This is a genomic window from Streptomyces sp. NBC_01591, assembly GCF_035918155.1.
GTDB lineage: Bacteria > Actinomycetota > Actinomycetes > Streptomycetales > Streptomycetaceae > Streptomyces.
Window position 1 is genome coordinate 2,602,836 of record NZ_CP109327.1, and the last position, 21,301, is coordinate 2,624,136.

The 21,301-nt window shown below is 70.5% G+C and carries 16 protein-coding genes and 1 pseudogene; 7 read left to right on the forward strand and 10 right to left on the reverse strand.

Translation table 11 applies throughout. The features are described from left to right. Positions 1–88 precede the first annotated feature (88 nt). Genes OG978_RS12115 through OG978_RS12125 form a run of 3 tightly spaced genes read right to left on the reverse strand, consistent with a single transcriptional unit; the run spans position 89 to position 3,289 of the window. Entirely contained in the window at positions 89–985 is an 897-nt protein-coding gene (locus OG978_RS12115) for a sugar ABC transporter permease (protein ID WP_442817829.1), read from the reverse strand. Beyond that, positions 979–1,995 (reverse strand): carbohydrate ABC transporter permease, encoded by a 1,017-nt coding sequence (locus OG978_RS12120; RefSeq protein ID WP_326765225.1) that lies wholly within the window; start codon positions 1,993–1,995, stop codon positions 979–981. The genes OG978_RS12115 and OG978_RS12120 overlap by 7 nt, the downstream gene beginning before the upstream one ends. Before the next feature lie 19 nt (positions 1,996–2,014). After that, positions 2,015–3,289 (reverse strand): extracellular solute-binding protein, encoded by a 1,275-nt coding sequence (locus tag OG978_RS12125; RefSeq protein ID WP_326765226.1) that lies wholly within the window; start codon positions 3,287–3,289, stop codon positions 2,015–2,017. A 358-nt stretch (positions 3,290–3,647) separates the two neighbouring features. On the opposite strand from OG978_RS12125, the gene OG978_RS12130 reads away from it, so the two are divergent. Together OG978_RS12130 and OG978_RS12135 are read left to right on the forward strand one after the other, a co-directional pair. Then, complete coding sequence (locus tag OG978_RS12130; RefSeq protein ID WP_326765227.1) at positions 3,648–4,685, forward strand: LacI family DNA-binding transcriptional regulator; 1,038 nt, start codon at positions 3,648–3,650, stop codon at positions 4,683–4,685. Positions 4,686–4,863: 178 nt separating this feature from the next. Beyond that, positions 4,864–5,766, forward strand: coding sequence for a phosphatase PAP2 family protein (locus tag OG978_RS12135; RefSeq protein ID WP_442817830.1), 903 nt, complete (start codon positions 4,864–4,866; stop codon positions 5,764–5,766). A gap of 38 nt (positions 5,767–5,804) precedes the next feature. Here OG978_RS12135 and OG978_RS12140 read toward each other — a convergent pair. Together OG978_RS12140 and OG978_RS12150 are read right to left on the reverse strand one after the other, a co-directional pair. Continuing rightward, positions 5,805–6,789 (reverse strand): annotated as a pseudogene (locus OG978_RS12140) (amidohydrolase family protein); the annotation flags it as partial. Between the two features lie 123 nt (positions 6,790–6,912). Then, complete coding sequence (locus OG978_RS12150) at positions 6,913–9,903, reverse strand: bifunctional [glutamine synthetase] adenylyltransferase/[glutamine synthetase]-adenylyl-L-tyrosine phosphorylase (protein WP_326765229.1); 2,991 nt, start codon at positions 9,901–9,903, stop codon at positions 6,913–6,915. 134 nt (positions 9,904–10,037) lie between these two features. On the opposite strand from OG978_RS12150, the gene OG978_RS12155 reads away from it, so the two are divergent. After that, positions 10,038–10,550: a pyridoxamine 5'-phosphate oxidase family protein gene (locus OG978_RS12155; RefSeq protein ID WP_326765230.1), complete on the forward strand. Its 513-nt coding sequence runs from the start codon at positions 10,038–10,040 to the stop codon at positions 10,548–10,550. 52 nt (positions 10,551–10,602) lie between these two features. Here the strand turns inward: OG978_RS12155 and OG978_RS12160 are convergent, their stop codons facing one another. The 5 genes from OG978_RS12160 to glnA all read right to left on the reverse strand — a co-directional run bounded on the left by OG978_RS12160 (position 10,603) and on the right by glnA (position 16,946). Further along, the gene (locus OG978_RS12160) at positions 10,603–11,412 is read right to left on the reverse strand and encodes a putative protein N(5)-glutamine methyltransferase (RefSeq protein ID WP_326765231.1); all 810 of its coding nucleotides are present in this window, start codon (positions 11,410–11,412) and stop codon (positions 10,603–10,605) included. Positions 11,413–11,598: 186 nt separating this feature from the next. Beyond that, positions 11,599–12,636, reverse strand: coding sequence for a TolB family protein (locus OG978_RS12165; protein WP_326765232.1), 1,038 nt, complete (start codon positions 12,634–12,636; stop codon positions 11,599–11,601). Continuing rightward, complete coding sequence (locus OG978_RS12170; RefSeq protein WP_326765233.1) at positions 12,633–13,925, reverse strand: MFS transporter; 1,293 nt, start codon at positions 13,923–13,925, stop codon at positions 12,633–12,635. The genes OG978_RS12165 and OG978_RS12170 overlap by 4 nt, the downstream gene beginning before the upstream one ends. Beyond that, positions 13,925–15,271, reverse strand: a complete 1,347-nt coding sequence (locus tag OG978_RS12175) for a discoidin domain-containing protein (RefSeq protein WP_326765234.1) — start codon at positions 15,269–15,271, stop codon at positions 13,925–13,927. Before OG978_RS12175 ends, OG978_RS12170 begins: the two co-directional genes overlap by 1 nt. A 313-nt stretch (positions 15,272–15,584) precedes the next feature. Further along, positions 15,585–16,946 carry a type I glutamate--ammonia ligase gene (glnA, locus tag OG978_RS12180; RefSeq protein WP_123470305.1) on the reverse strand — a complete coding sequence of 454 codons (1,362 nt, stop codon included), beginning with the start codon at positions 16,944–16,946 and terminating at the stop codon, positions 15,585–15,587. Between the two features lie 245 nt (positions 16,947–17,191). Here glnA and OG978_RS12185 point away from each other — a divergent pair, with 245 nt between their 5' ends. From OG978_RS12185 to OG978_RS12200, 4 genes are all read left to right on the forward strand, one after another. After that, positions 17,192–17,869 carry a DUF3105 domain-containing protein gene (locus OG978_RS12185; protein WP_326765235.1) on the forward strand — a complete coding sequence of 226 codons (678 nt, stop codon included), beginning with the start codon at positions 17,192–17,194 and terminating at the stop codon, positions 17,867–17,869. 5 nt (positions 17,870–17,874) lie between these two features. After that, positions 17,875–18,582 carry a DUF305 domain-containing protein gene (locus tag OG978_RS12190; RefSeq protein WP_326765236.1) on the forward strand — a complete coding sequence of 236 codons (708 nt, stop codon included), beginning with the start codon at positions 17,875–17,877 and terminating at the stop codon, positions 18,580–18,582. Between the two features lie 127 nt (positions 18,583–18,709). Beyond that, complete coding sequence (locus OG978_RS12195) at positions 18,710–19,135, forward strand: CBS domain-containing protein (protein WP_326765237.1); 426 nt, start codon at positions 18,710–18,712, stop codon at positions 19,133–19,135. Positions 19,136–19,542: 407 nt separating this feature from the next. Beyond that, positions 19,543–21,219 (forward strand): multicopper oxidase family protein, encoded by a 1,677-nt coding sequence (locus OG978_RS12200; RefSeq protein ID WP_326765238.1) that lies wholly within the window; start codon positions 19,543–19,545, stop codon positions 21,217–21,219. Positions 21,220–21,301: the final 82 nt, after the last annotated feature.

Genomic DNA, 21,301 nt, shown 5'->3' on the forward strand with positions numbered 1-21,301 from the left:
TCTGGGTGGGAAGCGGCGCCGGGACCGGGTCGGAACACCGGCGGCCGCCGTGACTTGGTGCGTGCGGGTCGTGCTGCTGTCGTGGACCTCAGCCCTTGACGGCTCCGGCGGACATGCCGGTGACCAGGTGACGCTGGGCGAAGAGGAAGACCAGGGCCGCGGGTATCGCGATCAGCACGGACGCGGCGGTCATCGGCCCCCACTGGGCCCCGTACTGGTTGACGAAGAGCTGCAGTCCGCCCGCGAGGGTGAGGTTGTCCTCGCCGACCATGAAGGCGGAGGCGTACGCCACTTCGCCCCACGCGGTGATGAAGGAGTAGAACGCGGTGACGGCGAGGCCGGGCTTGGCGAGCGGCAGGATGAGCCGCCAGAACGTGCCGAACGGGGTGAGGCCGTCGACCTGGCCCGACTCGTCGATCTCGCGCGGGATGGTGTCGAAGAAGCCCTTCATCATCCAGGCACAGAACGGCACCGAGATGGTGAGGTAGGTGATGACGAGGCCGGCCGGCTGATTCAGCAGCCCCATGCCCGCCATGATGTTGTAGATCGGCACGATGAGGACGGCGACCGGGAACATCTGGGTGACCAGGAGTGTCCACATCAGCCCACGCTTGCCGGGGAACCGGAAGCGGCTGACGGCGTAGCCGGTGGAGGCGGAGATGATGACGCCGAGAAGCGTGGTGAGCCCCGCGACGAGCAGGGAGTTGCCGAACCAGGTGAGGAACTTCGTGTTCTGGATCAGGTTCGTGTAGTTCTCGAACGTCGTCTCTTTGAAGAAGTCCGTGGTGGTCGCGTACGCGGCGGGCTTCAGCGAGGTGAGCAGGACCCACAGCACGGGGAAGACGGCGATCACGGACGCCACGATGAGCGTCAGGTGCAGCCCGACGGAAGCGATCGGCGAACGCTCGCCGCGCAGCCGGACCTTGCGCGCGGCGGGCCCGGCGACGGTGGCCGGGGCGGTGGTTGCGGGGGCGGTGGTCACCAGTCGTCTCCCTGGGTGCGCAGGACTCGCCGGTAGACGGCGGCGAAGATCAGCAGGAGTACGAGGATCAGTACGCCCCAGGTGGAGGACTGCGCGAAGTCGCGCGGGCTGATCTCGAAGGAGAACTTGTACGCCTGGGTGACCAGGATCTGGGTGGCCTCACCGGGTCCGCCGCGGGTCAGCAGGAAGATCACCGGGAACATGTTGAAGGTCCAGATGGTGGAGAGCAGGATCACCGTGGTGGAGACCGGCCGCAGTCCGGGCAGCGTGATGTGGCGGAACCGCTGCCAGGCGGTGGCGCCGTCCATCTCGGCGGCCTCGTAGTGCTCGCTGGGGATCGACTGCAGTCCGCCGAGCAGGGCGACCATCATGAACGGCACGCCGAGCCAGACGTTGACGGCGATGACGGAGAACTTCGCCCAGGTGGGGTCGTTCAGCCACGGTATGCCGTCGATCCCGCCGCCGGAGAGGATCTTGTTGAGCAGCCCGCGGTCCTCGTTGTAGAGGAAGCGCCAGGCGAAGACGGAGACGAAGCCGGGGATGGCCCAGGGCAGGATGAGCGCCATCCGGTACGCGGAGCGGCCGGCGATGCGGCGGTTGAGGATGTTGGCGAGGGCCATCCCGAGGCAGAAGGTGATGGTCACGCAGGAGACCGTCCACACCAGGGTCCAGCCGAGCGTGCCGAGGAACTGATCGCCCGTGAGGGCGTCGGTGTAGTTGTCCAGACCCACGAACTCGTACGTGGCGGGAATGTGGTTGACACCGATGGACCGTTCGACGTTGCGCTCGTTGGCGTCGGTCAGCGACAGGTAGATGCCGCGGACCAGCGGATAGCCGATGATCACGCCGATCACGACGACGACCGGGGCGACCATGGTCCAGGCGTACCAGTGGGTCGACAGGGCCCGTCGGAGCCTGCTCGGCGGCGGGGGGTTTCCAGTACCGCGGCTCCGGCCGCGGGCGACGACGTCGCCCGCGGCCTTCGCCACCGACTGGCTGGTGTGGACAGCCATCAGCCGGCCTGCCTTCCTGTTACTTCCAGCCCTTAAGGAGCTTGCGGTAGGAGTCGCCGGTCGTCTTCGTGGCCTTCTCCGGCGTGGTCTGGCCGGTGAGGACCTTGGTGTACTCGGTGACGAGCGGGGCGAAGAGGCTGCCGGTCTCCGGGATCCAGGGGCGCTCGACGGCGGTCTCGACGACGGGCTTGAAGAAGCCGACGATCTCGTTGTCGACGACGTCCTGCCTGGCGTAGGCGGAGGTGCGGGTCGGCAGGAGGCTCAGCTCCTTGGTGACCTTGGCCTGGGTCTCCGCGGAGGTCATGTAGTCGACGAACGCGTAGGAGGCGTCGAGGTTCTTGGAGCCGGCGTAGACGGCCAGGTTGTGACCGCCCTGCGGGGCGCCCTGCGCGGCGGAGCCGGCCGGGACCGGGGCGATGCCCAGGTTGGCCTTGTCCTTGAACTCCTTGCCGGCGTAGGTGTCGGCGACGGCCCACGGGCCGTTGATCATCATGGCGACCTTGCCGTCCTTGAAGGACGCCTGCATGTTCTCCCAGCCGTCCGTGGCATCGGTCTTGGCGGCGCCCGAGTCGACGAGGTCCTTGACGACCTTCATCGCCTTGACGCCCTCGGGGTTGTCGATGGTGACGGACTTGGTGGAGGCGTCGACCATGTCGCCGCCCTCGCCGTACAGGAAGGAGAGGAACCAGTACGCGTCGTCGCCGCGCAGGTACATACCGGTCTTGCCGGTCTTGTCCTTGATCTTCTTGGAGACGGTCTTCAGCTCGTCGACGGTCTCGGGGACCTCGACACCGGCCTCCTTGAAGATCTTCTTGTTGTAGAAGATGCCCATGGAGTCGATGACCTGCGGCACCGCGTACGTCTTGTCCTTGTACTTGGTGGACGCGGCGGCCTGCTTGAGGAAGTCGTCCGAGTTCTTCAGCGCGGCGGTGCCGTCGAGCGGGGCCAGGTAGCCGAGGTCGGCGAACTCGGGGGTCCAGGCGACCTCGGAGCGGATGACATCGGGGGCGTCGGAGCCGGACTGGGCCGCGTTCTTGAACTTGTTCTGCGCGTCACCGAAGGGCACGTTGACGTACTTGACCTGGACCTTCGGGTGCTTCTTGGTGAAGTCCTCGGCGATCTTCTTGAAGACCTTGTCCTCGCTGCCCGCGGTGGAGGTGTCCCACCACGTCACGGTGCCGGAGAGCTCGCCCGAGCTCTTGCTCGTGCCGTCGGACTCGCTGTCGCTGCCGCAGGCGGTCGCCGCGAGCGCCAGGGCCGCGACCAGGGCGGTGGCCGTTATGCCACGTCGCATCTGAACTCCTTCAACTGCCGTACCGCTCCGTCGCGGCGCCGGGTCGACGTGAACGTAACAAGGATGAAAGAACGCCGAAAGAGTTTGCGGAAGATTTCTGCAAGTCCCGGCGATCGTTACATTCGCGTGTCCTCACGGTTGCCGTCAAGCCTCTTGACGGCCTACGTCGCACGCTGGCAACGGCAGGCCACAGCCCTCGGCCCGTGCGGTGCGACGATCCGACCGCCGTCCGCAGAACCGGTTCGCAAGACCTTGCAAGATTTTGCCGGGAATCCATCCCGGGCCGCCGCACGGGCGCGGTCGGCCGATTCATGCGCATGGTGGGCAATCCGACACACGCCCGGTACAGTCCACTTCCATGACCGCACGGCTTGCCGATATCGCAACTCAGGCGGGGGTCAGCGAAGCGACGGTCAGCCGTGTACTGAACGGCAAGCCCGGTGTTGCAGCGGCCACCCGCGAATCCGTTCTCGCCGCGCTCGACGTTCTCGGCTACGAACGGCCCGTACGGCTGCGCAGGCGCAGCGCGGGACTGGTCGGCCTGATCACGCCCGAGCTGGAGAACCCCATCTTCCCCGCCCTGGCCCAGGTCATCGGCCAGGCGCTGACGCGGCAGGGCTACACGCCGGTGCTGGCGACCCAGACCCCCGGCGGCTCCACCGAGGACGAGCTGACCGAGATGCTGGTCGACCGCGGCGTCTCGGGCATCATCTTCGTCTCCGGGCTGCACGCCGACACCTCGGCCGATATGCAGCGCTATGAGCAACTGCGCGCCAAGGGTGTCCCGTTCGTCCTGGTCAACGGCTTCTCGCCCAAGGTCCAGGCGCCGTTCATCTCTCCGGACGACCGGGCGGCGATGCGGCTCGCGGTGACGCACCTGGTGTCGCTGGGGCATCAGCGGATCGGCCTGGCGGTCGGCCCGAAGCGGTTCGTGCCGGTCCTGCGCAAGATCGAGGGCTTCCACACCACGATGCAGGACCAGTTGGGCCTCGCGCCGGACGCGGTGGAGGAACTGATCCAGCATTCGCTGTTCACCCTGGAGGGTGGACAGGCCGCGGCGTCCGCGCTGATAGAGCGGGGCTGTACGGCGGTGGTGTGCGCGAGCGACATGATGGCGCTCGGCGCGATCCGGGCCGCACGGCGGCTGTCGATGCAGGTGCCGCGCGATCTGTCGGTGGTCGGTTACGACGATTCGCCGCTCATAGCGTTCACCGATCCGCCGCTGACCACGATCCGTCAGCCGGTGACGGCGATGGGCCAGGCCGCCGTGCGCACGCTCCTGGAGGAGATCGGCGGCACACCCGCCCCGCACAGCGAGTTCGTCTTCATGCCCGAACTGGTCGTTCGCGGTTCAACGGCCGCGGGCCCCGGGCCCGCTCGGGCCGCCACCGCCTGACCGACCCAGGATCCCACGACCGCTCCTGACGCGCAGTTCCACCACGCACTGATGTGCAACCCGGACCCGACCGGAGGATGATCGGGCGGAGGGGCAATTTCTGGCAGACTCTGTGCCTATGGGTGAATTGAGCGTGACATCGAAGGAAGGCCGGTCGGAGGCCACCCCGTCACCCATCGTGGACGAGGCGGCCCCTGCGGCGAACCCGAAGCGGAACACCGGACGGCGCAACAGCAGCCCGGCGAGACTGCGTTCCCTGCGCTCCCCCCGCCGGCCACGCATCTGGTTCGAAATCCTGCTCGTCGCGGCCAGTTACTGGGTGTACTCACTGGTGCGCAACGCCGTCCCGGAACAGCGGACCGAGGCCCTGCGCAACGCCGACTGGATCTGGTCGGCGGAGAAGTACCTGGGCATCGCCGTGGAGCAGGCGGTCAACCACGCGGTGAATTCCATGACATGGCTGATCGTCTCGATGAACTACTACTACGCGACACTGCACTTCGTCGTCACCGTCTGTGTGCTGGTGTGGCTGTTCCGCTTTCACCCCGGCCGTTACGCGGCGGCCCGGCTGGCCCTGTTCGCGACCACGGGCGTGGCGCTGCTCGGTTACTACCTGTATCCGCTGGCGCCGCCCCGTCTGATGAACGGCGGCCACTTCATCGACACCGTACTGGTCCATCAGACCTGGGGTTCGATGGCCTCGGGCAACTTCAAGAACATGTCGAACCAGTACGCGGCGATGCCGTCGATACACATCGGCTGGTCGCTCTGGTGCGGCCTGACCGTCTTCGCGCTGGCCTCCGCGCCCTGGGCGCGCATCCTGGGCCTGCTCTACCCGACGGTCACCCTGGTCGTCATCGTGTCGACCGCCAACCACTTCTGGCTGGACGCGCTGGGCGGCATGACGTGCCTGACCTTCGGTTACGCCGTCTCGTACGCCTGGTACGGCTCGCTGCCGCACCACCTCACCAAGCGGGTGCCGCTGTCGCGCGGGAGGGCACGGCTGGCGGGCCTGTCCGCGGGTGCGCCGATCCGGACCCGGCGCCCGGAGGCGTCCTCAGCGGCGGCCGGCCGCCGCTGAGGACGCCTCCGCCCGTCCGCCCGCGACAGCCGCCGCAGCCGGGCCGTGGCCAGCACCTGCCGCACGTCGTAGTGGGCGATCGGCCGGTCCGAGCCCAGCGCCAGGTACGCCCCGGCGTCGCGCAGGTCCCGGCAGCGCCAGGCCCGCCCGGCCCGCTCGTCGCTGTGGTCGGCGCGGGTGCACGCGGTGTGCGTGGGCTGCATCGAGGCGATCACCCCGAGCGCGGCGAACCGGGCGGCCAGGCCGTTCGGCACGGTCTCGATGTGCTCGATGCGGTGGCGGAGCCGGCCTCTCTCCCCCAGCGCCTCCACTGTGTCCAGCACATGCCGCACGGCGGCGTCCCCGATGGCGTGCGTGGCGGTGCGCACCCCGGCGTGGTGCAGATGGTGGACGGCGGCGGTGTACGCCTGGGGGTCCGGCCAGAACGCCTCGGTGCCCTCCCCGTGGCAGTCGGCGTGCTCCAGCCACGCGGTGCCGCCCTCGACCGCGAGGGCCCGTGACCCCGGCGCGTTCCAGGGCCGCGCCGCCGGCCAGGGCGGAGTGCCCGTCGTAGAGCCGGATGAAGGCGGGGGCGCCGCCGATGGCGTCCTCGATGAGGGCCCGGTCGACGGGCCGGCCGCCGAAGGCGTTGTGGTCCAGGCCCCAGGCGACGATCCACCCCTCGGTCCGTTCGGCCGCTGCCAGGGCGGCGCGCAGCTGGTCGAGGTCGCGGACGGTGGTGAGGTCCGTGCCGGTGGCCATCTCCAGGCCCCGGACGGGGTGGCTGTGCGCGTCGAAGGTCCTGGAGCAGTACGAGCACGCGGTCCGGCTGCTGCTGGGCGTCGGCTTCGCGATGGCCGAGGTGATGACGGTGATCACCGCGCTGGAGAACCTGCTCCTGGGTTCGGCGCTGGACCTGGCGGCCCCGGAGACGATGTGGGAGCTCCCGGACGACAACACGACACCGCGCCTCGCCGAGGCGCTGGCCGCGGTGGGCACGGGCCGGGCGGACGCGGCGTTCGAGCCGGCGCTGGGCGCGTTCATCGGGCACTGCCGCACGCTGTTGGAGGCGACGGAGGCGTAGGGCCTGTCCGGCAGCCCTGGTGCGCGGCGCGGTGACGCCGGTGCGCGTCTGTGCAGCGCGGTGACGCCGGTGCGCGGCCCGCATCACGCCCCGTAGAACCGCTCCTCCACCACCGCCCGCGCCCGCCGGGTGATCCGCCGGTAGTCGTCCAGCATGTCCCCGACATGCCCCGGCTCATACCCCAAGTACCGCCCGACGGCGGTGAGTTCACGCGGCCCCGATGGGAACGTGTCGCCCGGCCGGCCGCGTACCAGCATCACCGCGTTGCGGACCCGCGTCGCCAGTACCCACGCCTCGTCCAGCGTCTGCGCGTCCTCGCCGGAGATCAGCTCCGCCGCGCAGGCCGCGGCCAGCGCCTCGCGGGTGCGCGTCGTCCGCAACCCCGGCTCCACCCAGCCGTGCTGCATCTGCATCAGCTGGACCGTCCACTCGACATCGCTCAGCCCGCCGCGCCCCAGCTTGGTGTGGAGTGTCGGATCCGCGCCGCGCGGCAGCCGCTCGGACTCCATCCGGGCCTTCAGGCGCCGGATCTCGCGGACCGCGTCCTCCCCCAGGCCCTCCATGGGATAGCGCAGCGGATCGATCAACTCGATGAACTCACGGCCGAGTTCCGCCTCGCCCGCGACCGGCTCGGCGCGCAGCAGCGCCTGGCTCTCCCAGACCAGCGACCAGCGCCGGTAGTAGGCCTTGTACGACGCCAGCGTACGCACCAGCGGTCCGCTCTTGCCCTCCGGCCTGAGATCCGCGTCGATGATCAACGGCGGGTCGGCGGTGGGCAGTTGCAGCAGTCGGCGCATCTCGGCGACCACCGCGTTCGCGGCCCGGCCCGCCTCCTGCTCGTCGACTCCCTCGCGCGGCGAGTGGACGAACAGCACATCGGCGTCGGAGCCGTAGCCGAGCTCGTGGCCGCCGAAACGGCCCACGCCGATGACCGCGAACCGGGTGGGGAGGATGTCCCCCCACTGTTCGCGCACGGCGGCGCGCAGGGCGCCCGCGATCGTGACGGCGTTCAGGTCGGTGACGGCGTTGCCCACCCGGTCGACCAGGGCCCCCGGGTCCTCCTCTGCGGGGCTCTCCTCCGTACCGTACGAGCCGATGAGGTCCGCGGCCGTGGTCCGGAACAGTTCGCGCCGGCGCACTCCGCGCACCACCGCGACGGCGGACTCGGCGCCCTCCGAGCGCCCCACCGCGGCCAGCACCTCCTGCTCCAGGTGCTCCCGGGTGCGCGGCCGCAGCCCCTGCGGGTCACCGAGGATCGCCACCGCCTCCGGGGCACGCAGCAGCAGGTCGGGGGCGAGCCGGCCGGCCGACAGCACCCGGGCGAGGTTCTCCGCGGCGGCGCCCTCGTCGCGCAGCAGCCGCAGGTACCAGGGGGTCTTGCCGAGTGCGTCGGACACCTTGCGGAAGCCGAGCAGCCCGGCGTCCGGGTCCGCGGAGTCCGCGAACCAGCCGAGCAGCACCGGCAGCAGGGTGCGCTGGATGGCGGCCTTGCGGGACACCCCGGAGGACAGCGCCTCCAGGTGCCGGAGCGCGGCGGCCGGATCGGCGTAGCCGAGCGCTTCGAGCCGGTGCCCGGCCGCCTTCGCACTGAGCCGGGACTCACCCGGCGCGAGCTGGGCGACGGCGTCGAGCAGCGGCCGGTAGAACAGCTTCTCGTGCAGCCGCCGTACCACGGACGCGTGCCGCTTCCACGCCTGGTTGAGCTCGGCGATCGGGTCCGTGCGCATCCCGAGGGAACGGCCGAGCCGCCGCAGATCCGGTGCGTCCTCCGGGACCAGATGGGTGCGGCGCAGCCGGTAGAGCTGGATGCGGTGTTCCATGGCGCGCAGGAAGCGGTAGGCGTCGTCCAGTTGCACGGCGTCCACGCGTCCCACGTAGCCGCCCTCGGCGAGCGCGCGCAGGGCCTCCAGCGTGGTGCCGCTGCGCAGGGTGGCGTCGCTGCGGCCGTGCACCAGCTGGAGCAGCTGTACGGCGAACTCGACGTCCCGCAGCCCGCCGGGGCCGAGCTTGATCTCGCGGTCGACGCGGTCGGCGGGGATGTTGTCGACGACGCGGCGGCGCATCTTCTGCACGTCGGGGACGAAGTTCTCGCGGTCCGCGGCCTGCCATACGAGCGGCGAGACGGCGTCGACGTACTCCGCGCCGAGCTCGGGGTCGCCGGCCACCGGCCGGGCCTTGAGCAGTGCCTGGAACTCCCAGGTCTTGGCCCAGCGCTGGTAGTACGCGAGATGCGAGGACAGCGTCCGCACCAGGGGGCCGTTGCGGCCCTCGGGGCGGAGGTTGGCGTCGACGGGCCAGATGGTGCCCTCGACGGTCGTGTCGGAACAGATCCGCATCATGTGCGCGGCCAGTCGGGCGGCGGCCTGCACGGCCGCGCTCTCCTCGAAGCCGTCGACCGGTTCGGCGACGAAGATGACGTCGACGTCGGAGACGTAGTTCAGCTCGTGCCCGCCGCACTTGCCCATCGCGATGACGGCGAGCCGGCACCGGGCGGCATCGGCGGGTGCGGCCGTACGGGCGATGGCGAGCGCCGCCCGCAGGGTCGCGGTGGCCAGATCGGCCAGTTCGGCGGCGGCCTCCGCGACGTCGGTCGTGCCGCACACGTCACGGGCCGCTATCGACAGCAGGCACCGGCGGTAGGAGACGCGCAGCGAGTCGGGGTCGTCGGCCCCGGCGAGACCCTGCTCGAATTCGGCCACGCCGGGGTGCAGATCGGTGGCCTCGTAGGTGACGAGGGCCTGCCAGTCGCGGGGGTGACGGGCGAGGTGGTCACCGAGCGCCTCGGACGCGCCGAGCACCCCGAGCAGCCGGTCCCGCAGCGGTTTCGCGGTGACGAGCGTGTCCAGCAGCATCTGCCGCTCGTCCGCCTCCTCGGCCTCCACCAGCCGGACGAGCCCGCGCAGGGCCAGATCGGGGTCGGCGGTGGCGCCGAGGGCTTCGAGGAGCACCGGGTCGGAGCGCACCGACGACAGTTCGGGCAGGTCGAGGAGGCGCTCGGCGGCTGAGGGGTCGGTGAAACCGTGCCGCAGCAGTCGGGTGAACGTGCTGCTCCTGCGCCCCGGCACCGTCGTCATTCCGTGCTCTCCCGCTCGCCGCTCACACACCATCCAGCGTTCCGAGCCTAGCCCCGCTCCGATGAATTCGGAGCGGGTGCGCGGTCCGCACTTCGCGGGCACGATCATTTCCAGGACCAGACCGGGAGGCCCTCATGTCCGGATTCGAACCATACGCCGAGCTGGATGCCCACTACAGCGACAAGAACGCGACGGCCTGCCCCTGGTCGGTCGCGAGGGACCTGCTGACCGGGGCGGAACTGTACTGGCTGTCCACGGTCCGCCCGGACGGCCGCCCGCACGTCACTCCGCTGATCGGGGTGTGGGCGGACACCGCGCTGCATTTCGCCACCGGCGCCGAGGAGCGCAAGGCCCGGAATCTGGCCGCCAACCCCGAGGTGGTGCTGACGACCGGCAGCAACACCATGTCGGAGGGGCTCGACGTGGTGGTCGAGGGCCGGGCGGTACGGGTGACGGACGCGGACCGGCTGAACCGGCTGGCCGCCGCCTGGGAGACGAAGTACGGCCCGGAGTGGCACTTCGACGTCCGGGACGGCACCTTCGTGAACGCGGGACATGCGGCGCTGGTGTTCCAGGTGCGCCCCCGCAAGGCCTTCGGCTTCGGCAAGGGCGCCCGTTTCAGTCAGACGCGGTGGCGGTTCAGCTGAACCGCCACCGCGTCACGGGCCCGGCGCCCCGGCGCCCGGCAGCCGCCGGGTCTCAGCCGTCCGAAGGATCCGTCGGGCCGGGCCTGGTCGCGATGACGACGGTCGCGTACAGCTCGTCGGAGCTGACCACACGCGGGATCAGACCGCTGCGGGCGACGGTCTCCTCGGCCCGTGCCGCCTGCCGCTCGCTCGTCTCGACCAGCAGATGACCGCCCGGTGCCAGCCATCTCGGGGCCTCGGCGGTGACCCGGCGCAGGACGTCGAGGCCGTCCATGCCCCCGTCGAGTGCCACGCGCGGTTCGTGGATGCGGGCCTCCGGGGGGAGCAGTTCGACGTCGTCCGTGGGTACGTACGGCACATTGGCGAGCAGGATCTCCACCCGGCCACGCAGCGATCCGGGCAGCGGCTCGAAGAGGTCGCCCTCGTACACCTCGCCCGCGTCGCCGATGTTGCGGCGGGCGCATCGCACGGCGGCGGGTTCGACGTCCGCGGCGTGGAGTTCGGCCCGGCCCAGCGTCGCGGCGAGCGCGGCGCCGAGGGCTCCCGAGCCGCAGCACAGGTCGACGACGACCGCTCCGGGGCCGGCGAGGGCGGCGGCCTGCCGGACCAGGAACTCGGTGCGGCGGCGGGGTACGAAGACGCCGGGATCCACGGCGATCCGCAGACCGCTGAACTCGGCCCAGCCGAGGACATGTTCCAGGGGAAGTCCGGCGACCCGCCGTTCGACCATGGCCGCGATCGCGGCGGGGCCGGTGGCCGTGGAGACGATCAACTCCGCCTCGTCCTCGGCGAATACGCAGCCGGCGGCGCGGAGAGCGGTGACGATGGTGGAGAGGGCGAGCGGTGTGACGGAAACCGACATGTGCGGAGCCTTTCGGGAAAGCCGATGGGCGCTCCGCGGTCGACTATGTCGGGTCGACCACGCGTTCGCGAGGGATGAGCACCCAGCCTGATACAGCGGTAATGGGTCTCACCTCCTTGGTCGGTCCCCGGGTGGGGATGCGTCACACTACACCGGCCGCCCCTCGCCCTCGCCCCGGGGGCCCACTCAGCCCGCCGCCACCGCCACCGGTGACGACCCGCCCTTCACGGCCACGCGGGGCGCCCCCGTCCCGTCCGCCGGAACGGTCCAGATGTCGCTTCCCCGGCCGCCCGCGCCCGGGAGTGCGTAGGCGAGCGTGCCGTCGTCCAGCCAGGCCGCCTGGTCGTCGACGCTGTGCTCCTCCGCGAGCGGCGTCTCGCGCATGGTCCGCAGGTCGAGGACGTAGAGCCGCCAGGGCGCGGCCGCGTCGTCGGAGACCTTCTTCTTGAAGGCGAGCCGGGTGTTGTCGGGCGACAGGGAGGGGCACTCGACGTTCTGCCGCAGCGCCTTCGCCGACCAGTCCCGCATGTTCCCCTCGACGAGGTAGGTGCGGCCCTTGGTGGAGACGGTCGCGTAGAAGCGGTTGTCGTCGCGGGCGAAGGTCACGCCCCAGTAGTTGACGTCGGGGGCGTGGTAGCGGGCGCCGTCGATGGTGAGGGGAATGTTCTCGATGGACTTGATGAGGTAGCCGGTGCGCAGATCGAGGATGGCGGTGCGGGTGGAGAAGGAGGTGGTGGCGTACGAGTCACCGGTCGCGAACACCGTCCAGGACAGCATCCGCCCGGAGACGGAGACCCGGGCGCGGGTGGGAACACCCGGCACGGTGATCCGGCGCTTCTCGCGCAGCCGCCGGTCGAGGACGATCGCGTACGTCTTCGGCAGCACCCCGGGCTTGGCGCGCAGACAGAGCGCGCCGTCGTCGGAGGCGTAGAACCGGTCGCAGGCGGGGCCGCCGGAGGTACGGGCGCCCGCGGTACGGACTCCGGGGGCGCCGGCGAGCGGCTGGTGCGCGACGCGCCCGGTGGCCGTGTCCCGGAAGTAGAGCGCGGGCCCGCCGAGAGTGAACGAGGCGTCGGCCTCGGTCCGTTCGCCCTTCGTCCGCTGCTGCGCGTGCATCACGTACCCGACGGAGCCGCCCGCGAGGAGCAGCACCGCGGCCACCACCACGGCGATCCGGGCCCGGGGGCCGAGCGAGGTCGCGGAACTCGGGAACCTGGCACTCATGCGGTCCGCCTTTCGGGGGTCTGGGCTCCCGGGGCCGGGGTGCCGGAGGGATTGCGCGGCAGCAGCGTCCAGCCGCCCACGAGGGCGACGAGCAGGGCCGTGATCGCCGCCCACAGCGCGGGACCCGGTCCCCACAGGGTCCAGGCGGCGCCGAAGCCCGCCGCGGCGAGCATCCGGGCCAGCGCCTGGCCGGTCTGGAGCACGGCGAGTCCGCCCGCCCTGCCGTCGGCGGGCAGCACGGGTCCGGCGAGGGCCATCAGCACCCCGTCGGTGGTGGCGTAGAAGACGCCGAGCAGGACGAGGACAGGTACGAGGAGAAGCAGGGCCGGGCCGCCGAGCGGGGCGAGGAGCGTGGCGTACACGCCGAGCAGCGCGAGGTGCCCGTACAGGAACGGCAGCCGTCGGCCGACCCGGTCCGCGATCCGGCCCGCCGGGATCGCCAGCAGCAGGTAGCAGGCCGCGGCGCCGAGCGGCAGCAGCGGGAACCAGCTGACGGGGAGGTCGAGTCGGCGCTGGAGCAGGAGGTAGACGAAGGCGTCGCCGACGGTGGCGGCGCCGAGCAGGGAGGCCGCTGCGAGAATCCGCCGGAAGGCGGGGTCGCGGAGCGCCCCGAATGCCTTGCGCCTGCGGGGAGCCGGGATCACGGGCAGCGGTGCCGGCTGGTGCCCGGGGACGTACAGGACGAGGAGCAGCACCCCGAGCAGGCCGACGCAGAAGCTGACGACGAACACCGCGTCGTAGGCGTCGGCGGTCGCCCAGAGCAGGGCGAACGCGGCGAGCGGGCCGAGCAGCGCGCCCGTGGTGTCCATCGCCCGGTGCACGCCGAAGGACCGGCCGAGCGCCTCGGGCGGACTGCTCAGGGTGATCAGGGCGTCGCGGGGTGCCGTACGGATGCCCTTGCCGACCCGGTCGGTGGCAAGGGCGGCCGCGATCCCGGCGGTGGCGCCGCCCGCGAGCAGCAGGCCGAGCCGGGAGAGGGCGGAGAGGGCGTAGCCGAGCCCGGCGACCCGTTTGTGCCCGCGGCCGCGGTCGGCGGCGTACCCGCCGAGCAGTCGCACGACGGCGGCGGCGCCGTTGAACAGGCCGTCCAGAAAGCCGAATTGGAGGGGTGAGAGACCGAGTCCGAGGACCAGGTAGAGCGGCAGCACCGCGGTGACCATCTCGGAGGAGATGTCGGTGACGAGGCTGACCGTGCCGAGTGCCAGGACGGTGCCGGGGACGTGCCGGCCCGCCCCGCCCGTGCGGGGCGGGGCCGGCGCGTCCCGGCGGCCTGTGGTCGCCAGGTACATCAGTGGCAGGTGTACTTCGGGCTGGTGTCCTTGGTCTTGCCGTCGGTGCCGACGTAGTTCCAGCTGTAGCCGGAGTCGGTGAAGTCCATCTTCAGGACGCCGTATTCACCGCTGATCCGCTTCTGGCTGTTGGGCTGGACCTCCTCGATGGGGTAGGGATCGGCGCCGCCCATGCCGCCGACGATCTCGGTGATCCCGTCGGCGACGGCCTTCCCGTCGGGGTTCTGCGGGGCGAACCGCTCGTAGTGGTGGTCGTGCCCGTTGAGCACGAGGTCGGCCTTGGCCCCGTACAGGATCTTCCAGACCGGCCTGCTGACCGGGTCGTTGCCGTGTCCGCCCGAGGAGTAGAGCGGGTGGTGCCAGTAGGCGGCGATGCATGCCTTGCTGTTCTTGGCGATGTCGGCCTTGAGCCAGTCGATCTGGGCGCTGTTGTCGAAGGAGTTGGAGTCGAGGGCGATGAAGTGCCAGTTGCCCTCGTCGAAGCTGTAGTAGGTCTTGCCCTGGGGGTACGCGATGGCCCCGAAGTACGCCTTGTAGCCGGCCAGCGCCCCGGCGGGGTCGTACGTCTCGTGGTTGCCGGGCACCGGGCGCGTCTTGGCCTTGAAGGCGCCCCAGGTCTTGTCGTAGTAGGCGCGGAAGTCGGCGATCCGGGCGTCGTCGTACTGGCTGTCGCCCATCGTCAGATAGAACTTCGGGTCGATCTTCTGGGCCAGTGCCGCGGTCTTGGGGTGGGCGCAGTCGCTGTCGGACGCGGTGCACTGGGCGGCGATGTCACCGGCGGCGACCACGGTGAAGGCGCCGGTCTGCGGGGGCTCGCTGCCGAGCGTGCCGTACACCTCCATCTCGTACAGCGAGTAGCCGTAGGCGGTGCCGCGCGCGGTGCCGTACACGCGCAGGTAGCGGCCCTTTCCGGAGAGGGAGGCCCAGTCGTCGGTGCCGCCGTCCCCGGCCGTCTCGTCGGCGAGCCGGGTCCAGGTGGTGCCGTCGGCTGAGATCTCGATCCGGTACGCCTTGGCGTACGCGTCCTCCCAACTGAGCTTCACCCGCGTGACGTCGGCACCGTCGCCGAGGTCGACGCCCAGCCACTGCGGGTCCTTGCCCTCGACGCTCGCCCAGCGGGTGGCCGGGTCGCCGTCGAAGGCGTTCTGCGGTCCGAACTCGGAACTTTCGTCGGAGGAGGCGGTGGCGGTCCTGCCGCGCGAGATGAGGGGGTCGGCGGCGGCGCCGGCCCGTTCGGGGTAGGCGAGCAACAGGCCGCCGACGAGGACGAGTACGGCGGCAATGACCACGCCCACCGTACGGCGCCGCGTGGGCGTGAGGAGCAAAGCTGAGCCGTTCGGGTGCATCCCTGGACTCCTGGCCTTGTGGGGGTGGCGAGAGCTGGGCATCGGTGCGTGCGGCCCCGCACCCGGCCCGAGTTGCGGGCAGGAGGCGGGATCGTGGTGGCCGGGCCAGAGCTCTCACTGAGCGCGTCATGCCCGCGGAGCGGGGCACCGCGCCAGGCCACCGCCCGGAATGCTAGCGAACAGTAAACTTTCCTACCAGTCCCCCAACTCGCTTCGTTCCGCGCCCCGTTCGGCGCCCTGCAGCGGCTGAACGGAATCCGGGCCGGAGGCGTACCGCCTCCGGCCCGGATGTTGTCGCGTTGCCGCGAAGTGACTACAGCACCGGCAGCAGGTTCTTCAGCTCGAAGGCGGTGACCTCGCTGCGGTACTCCTCCCACTCCTGCTTCTTGTTGCGGAGGAAGAAATCGAAGACGTGCTCGCCGAGCGTCTCGGCGACCAGTTCGCTCTTCTCCATCAGCGAGATCGCCTCGCCCAGGTTCTGCGGCAGCGGCTCGATGCCCATCGCGCGGCGCTCCGCGTCGGACAGTGCCCAGACGTCGTCGTCGGCGCCGGCCGGGAGTTCGTAGCCCTCTTCTACGCCCTTGAGGCCTGCGGCGAGGAGCACCGCGTAGGTCAGGTAGGGGTTGGCGCCGGAGTCGATGGAGCGGACCTCCACGCGGGCGGAGCCGGTCTTGCCGGGCTTGTACATCGGGACGCGGATGAGCGCGGAGCGGTTGTTGTGGCCCCAGCAGATGTACGAGGGGGCCTCGCCGCCGGCGCCCGCGGCGCGGGAGGATCCGCCCCAGATGCGCTTGTAGGAGTTGACCCACTGGTTCGTGACGGCGGAGATCTCCGCCGCGTGGGTGAGCAGGCCGGCGATGAAGGAGCGGCCGACCTTGGAGAGCTGGTACTCGGCGCCCGACTCGTAGAAGGCGTTGCGGTCGCCCTCGAAGAGGGAGAGGTGGGTGTGCATGCCCGAGCCGGGGTACTCGGAGAACGGCTTCGGCATGAACGTCGCCTGCACGCCCTGTTCCAGCGCGACCTGCTTCATCACCAGGCGGAAGGTCATGATGTTGTCGGCGGTGGAGAGCGCGTCCGCGTACCGCAGGTCGATCTCCTGCTGGCCGGGGGCGCCCTCGTGGTGGCTGAACTCGACCGAGATGCCCATGGATTCGAGCATGGTGATCGCCTGACGGCGGAAGTCCATGCCGACGTTCTGCGGGGTGTGGTCGAAGTAGCCGGAGCTGTCGGCGGGGGTGGGCCGGCTGCCGTCGACCGGCTTGTCCTTCAGCAGGAAGAACTCGATCTCCGGGTGGGTGTAGAAGGTGAAGCCCAGGTCGGAGGTCTTGGCGAGGATGCGCTTGAGGACATAGCGCGGGTCGGCGAAGGACGGCGAGCCGTCGGGCATCAGGATGTCGCAGAACATCCGGGCCGTGCCGGGGGCCTCCGCCCGCCACGGCAGGATCTGGAACGTGCCCGGGTCCGGCTTGGCGATCATGTCCGATTCGTACACCCGGGCGAAGCCCTCGATGGCCGAGCCGTCGAAGCCGATGCCCTCGTCAAACGCCTGTTCCAGCTCGGCGGGGGCCACGGCGACGGATTTGAGGTAGCCGAGGACGTCGGTGAACCACAGCCGTACGAAGCGGATGTCACGCTCCTCAAGCGTCCTGAGGACGAATTCCTGCTGCTTGTCCATAGCCACATCCTTGCAGTTCAGACGGTCCGTGCACCACCGCCCGGGGTAGGGGAGAAGCTCCAGTATCACGACCCGGGATTTCACCCAGATTACGCACACGAAGTGAGATGGAGCACCCGGCCACCCACTACGATCGGCGCCCATGGCGCGCAGGGGGTGGAGCGGCTTCGCGACGGCCCCGCGCGCGCCGGTTCTCCTGGCCTCCGGCCACCCGTTCCCGCCCCTTCCCAGAAGGACCTGACGACATGAGTTTCGATCCCAGGACCCCCATGGCCCAGCAGCACGACGCCCACCGCGCGCGGCAGCGCCGCGACCGTGCCCTGGCCATAAGCCTGAGCGTGCTCGTCGTCGTGGGCCTGGTCGGTTTCGGTTCGTACATGGTGCTGGAGAAGTCCGAGGCGTCCGAGCAGAAGCAGGCGGCCCCGGCCGATGACGCCAAGGCGCCCTCGGCGGAGCGGAAGAAGCCCGCCGACGGGTCGATCGAGGGGCTGCGTACGTGGGACGCGACGAAGCTGACCCGCAACCACGTCGCCGGGACCGTCACGTACCCGATGAAGCCACCGGTCGGCGGTGATCACAACCCCGTATGGATGAACTGCGACGGCGAGGTGTACGAGAAGGCCCTCCCCGATGTGAACGCCGTGCACTCGCTGGAGCACGGATCGGTGTGGGTGACGTACACGGACAAGGCCCCGGACGCCGATGTGGCGAAGCTCGCCGATCGGGTCGGCCGGACGCCGTACTCGCTGATGAGCCCGTACGAGGGCCAGTCCGGGACGATCATGCTGAGCGCCTGGGGCAACCAGGTGACGGTGGACGGCGCCGATGACCCGCGGGTCGACCAGTTCTTCTCGAAGTTCGTGCAGGGGCCGCAGACGCCCGAGCCCGGTGCGACGTGCACGGGCGGGCTGGGGGCGCAGTGACCGCTGTGAAACGTGTCCGGCGCGTCGAGTGGGTGGCGGGTTCCGCCGTGGTGCTCGCGCTGCTGTTCGCGGGGGTGGCGACGGTCGCCTCCGCGCGCGACGACGGGGACGGGGCGGACCGCGCCGCCGCCGCGCCGCGCACGCCCGCGGTCGACTCGGCGGACGCCGGTTTCGCCCGCGACATGGCGGTCCACCACCAGCAGGCCGTGGAGATGTCCTTCATCGTGCGTGACCGTACGCAGGACGAGGAGGTACGCCGTCTCGCGTACGACATCGCCAATACGCAGGCCAATCAGCGCGGCATGCTGCTCGGCTGGCTGGACCTGTGGGAGCTGCCGAAGGCGGCCGCCGGGCAGGAGCCGATGGGGTGGATGGCGGCCGGGCACGAGGGGCACTCGATGGAGGACATGGACGGGATGGAGGGCATGGGGACCGGCTACCGGGCCCATGACGGCTCCCTCATGCCCGGCATGGCCACCAGGACCGAGCTGAACCGGCTCCGTACGGCGAGCGGCAGGGCGGCCGAGGTCCGGTACCTCCGGTTGATGACCGAACACCACAAAGGCGGCATCGACATGGCCCGGGGCTGCGCCCGGCTGTGCACGGTGAAGGCGGAGCAGCGGCTCGCCGGCGGGATGGTCCAGGCCCAGCAGTCGGAGCTGGACGAGATGGCCCGGATGCTGGCGGCGCGAGGGGCCGGGCCCCGGTCCTGAAAGATTCCCTCCGGGCCGCAGGTGCACCCGAACGGGTGATAGCGGTCGCGCCCCCCGAACGGGCCCATGACGATGGGTTCGCTCGGGGTCGTACGGCATGCCCATCGGCACGCAGGAGGAATCCCTCATGACCACCGCCAAGGACATCATGCACACCGGGGCCACATGGATCCCCGCCCACGAGACGCTCGACCGGGCCGCGCAGCTGATGCGCGACCACAAGGTCGGCGCGTTGCCCATCTCGGCCAAAGGCGAGCGGGACCGGATGATCGGCATCCTCACGGACCGCGACATCGTGGTCGGCTGTGTGGCGATGGGCCACGATCCGTCGAAGATGACGGCGGGCGACCTCGCCCAGGGCACCCCTCGCTGGATCGACGCGGAGGCGGGTGTGGAGATGGTTCTGGAGGAGATGCAGACCCATCGGATCCGCCGGCTTCCGGTGGTCGAGAACAAGATGCTGATCGGCATGATCAGCGAGGCCGACCTGGCGCAGCACCTCACCGAGGAGCAGATCGCCGGCTGGGCGGAGAAGGTCTACGCGCGCGGCTGACCGGCCGCGCGGTCCCGGCCCGACGGGCCGGTGCCGATGGCCCGGTGTTCCTCGCCCGAGGGGTACCGGGCCATTGTGCTGCCCGCCCCTGCCGCCCTCCCGCCGGGCCCCTGCCACCGCGGCAATACGTTTCCGCGCGCGATGTATACCCGGCGGGGGTAGGGTGCTCGACATGACCCTGAGTGGATGTGCGACATACGGACAGTTGTTGCTGTTCGTCTCGCTGCTCATCGGGATCCTCCGCCTTCTCAGGGGCGTCGCGGCACGGGACGCGCCGCCGCCGGGGCCGGATCCCCTGCCGGGCGTGACCCGATCGGTCCCGTTGTCGGTACTGCGCATATAGGAGGGGCGCCTCCCCCTCCCCCAGCAGACCGAAATACCGACAACACCCCGAGGTGCACCCCGTCATGCGCACTCCACCCACCCGACGCGCCGTGCTCGGCGCCGCTGTCGCCACTGCCGGTTCGGCGGTACTGGCCGCGTGCTCCGACGAAACCGACCCGGGCCGCGGCGGCAAGAAGACCAGTAGCGCGAACGCCGGTGGCACCCGCCACGGCAACGTGAACCACGGGGCCTCCCCCGGGAAGACCAAGGGCGAGTACGTCTCCCCCGACGGGGAGGAGGTCGCGGCGGCCGAGGCCAAAAGGGGCTTGGGCCCCCTGCGGAAGGTCAACCTCGTCGCCACTCCGTCCCGGCTCGATCTGGGCGACGGGCTCACCGTCGGCTCCTGGGCGTACGAGGCCCGGCTGCCCGGCAAGGAGCTCCGGGTCACGATGGGTGACACCCTGGCGCTCACCCTCGCCAATCACCTTCCCGAGGAAACGTCTCTGCACTGGCACGGCCTCAATGTGCGCAACGACATGGACGGCGTGCCCGACCTGACCCAGCCGCCCATCAAGCCCGGGGCGCAATACTCCTACCGGTTCACGGTGCCGCACGCGGGGACGTACTGGTTCCACCCGCACACGGGCGTCCAGCAGGACCGCGGACTGTACGCGCCGCTGATCGTCGATGACCCGAAGGAGCCCCTCAAGTACGACAAGGAGTGGGTCGTCGTCCTGGACGACTGGGTGGACGGGGTGGACGGTTCGACGCCGGACTCGGTGCTGTACGAGCTCAGCCGGGGCAAGGGCGGCATGAACCACGGCGTCGGCGCACACGGAGCCCCCGGGAAACCCGGAAAGCCCGTCAAGCCCACCAAGGGCCGCACCGGTCCCTCGCGGCTGACGAAGGACTCCTTCAGCGAACTGCTCGACAGCCACGGGGGCGATGTCGCCTACCCGTACTACCTGATCAACGGCCGCATCCCGAAGTCCCCCACGTCCTTCGCCGCCAAGCCCGGCGACCGGATCCGGCTGCGCATCATCAACGCGGGCGGCGACACCGCCTTCCGGGTGGCGCTCGGCGGCCACCGGATGACGATCACCCACACCGACGGCTACCCGGTCCGGCACACGACGACCGACGCCCTGCTGCTGGGCATGGGCGAGCGGTACGACGTGCTGGTCATCGCCGGGGACGGGGTGTTCCCGCTGACCGCGCTCGCGGAGGGCAAGAAGGCCTCGGCGCTGGCCCTGCTCCGTACCGGGAAGGGGGCGGCGCCCACCGCGTCCGTGCGGCCCAAGGAGCTGTACGGAAGGCTGGTGGAGGCGGACGAACTGATGCCGGACGAGTCCGTGGTGCTGTCCTCGCACAAACCCGACCGGACCATCCGGTTCAGGATGACCGGCAGCATGAAGGCGTACGACTGGGCCTTCGACCACCGGCCGTACGAGCCCAGTCAGCGCCATCCGGTGAAGGCGGGCGAGCAGGTCAGGCTGGAGTTCTTCAACGTCACGGAGATGTGGCACCCCATCCATCTGCACGGGCACTCGTTCGGCCTCGTGGGACCGGCGGGGCCGAGCCATCGGGCCACCCGGCGGGGCCCGGCCGCCTGGGCGCGGAAGGACACCGCGATCATCCGGCCGAACAGCTCCCTGGCCGTCGAGTTCGAGGCGGACAACCCGGGGCTGTGGATGCTCCACTGCCACAACATCTACCACTCGGACGTGGGCATGATGACGGTCCTCGGCTACCGCCGCTGACTTCTTCCCGGCCGGGTTCCGGCGGGCCGCGGCCGTGATTCCGCGGCCCGCCAGGACATTGCGTCAGTCAGACGATTACACT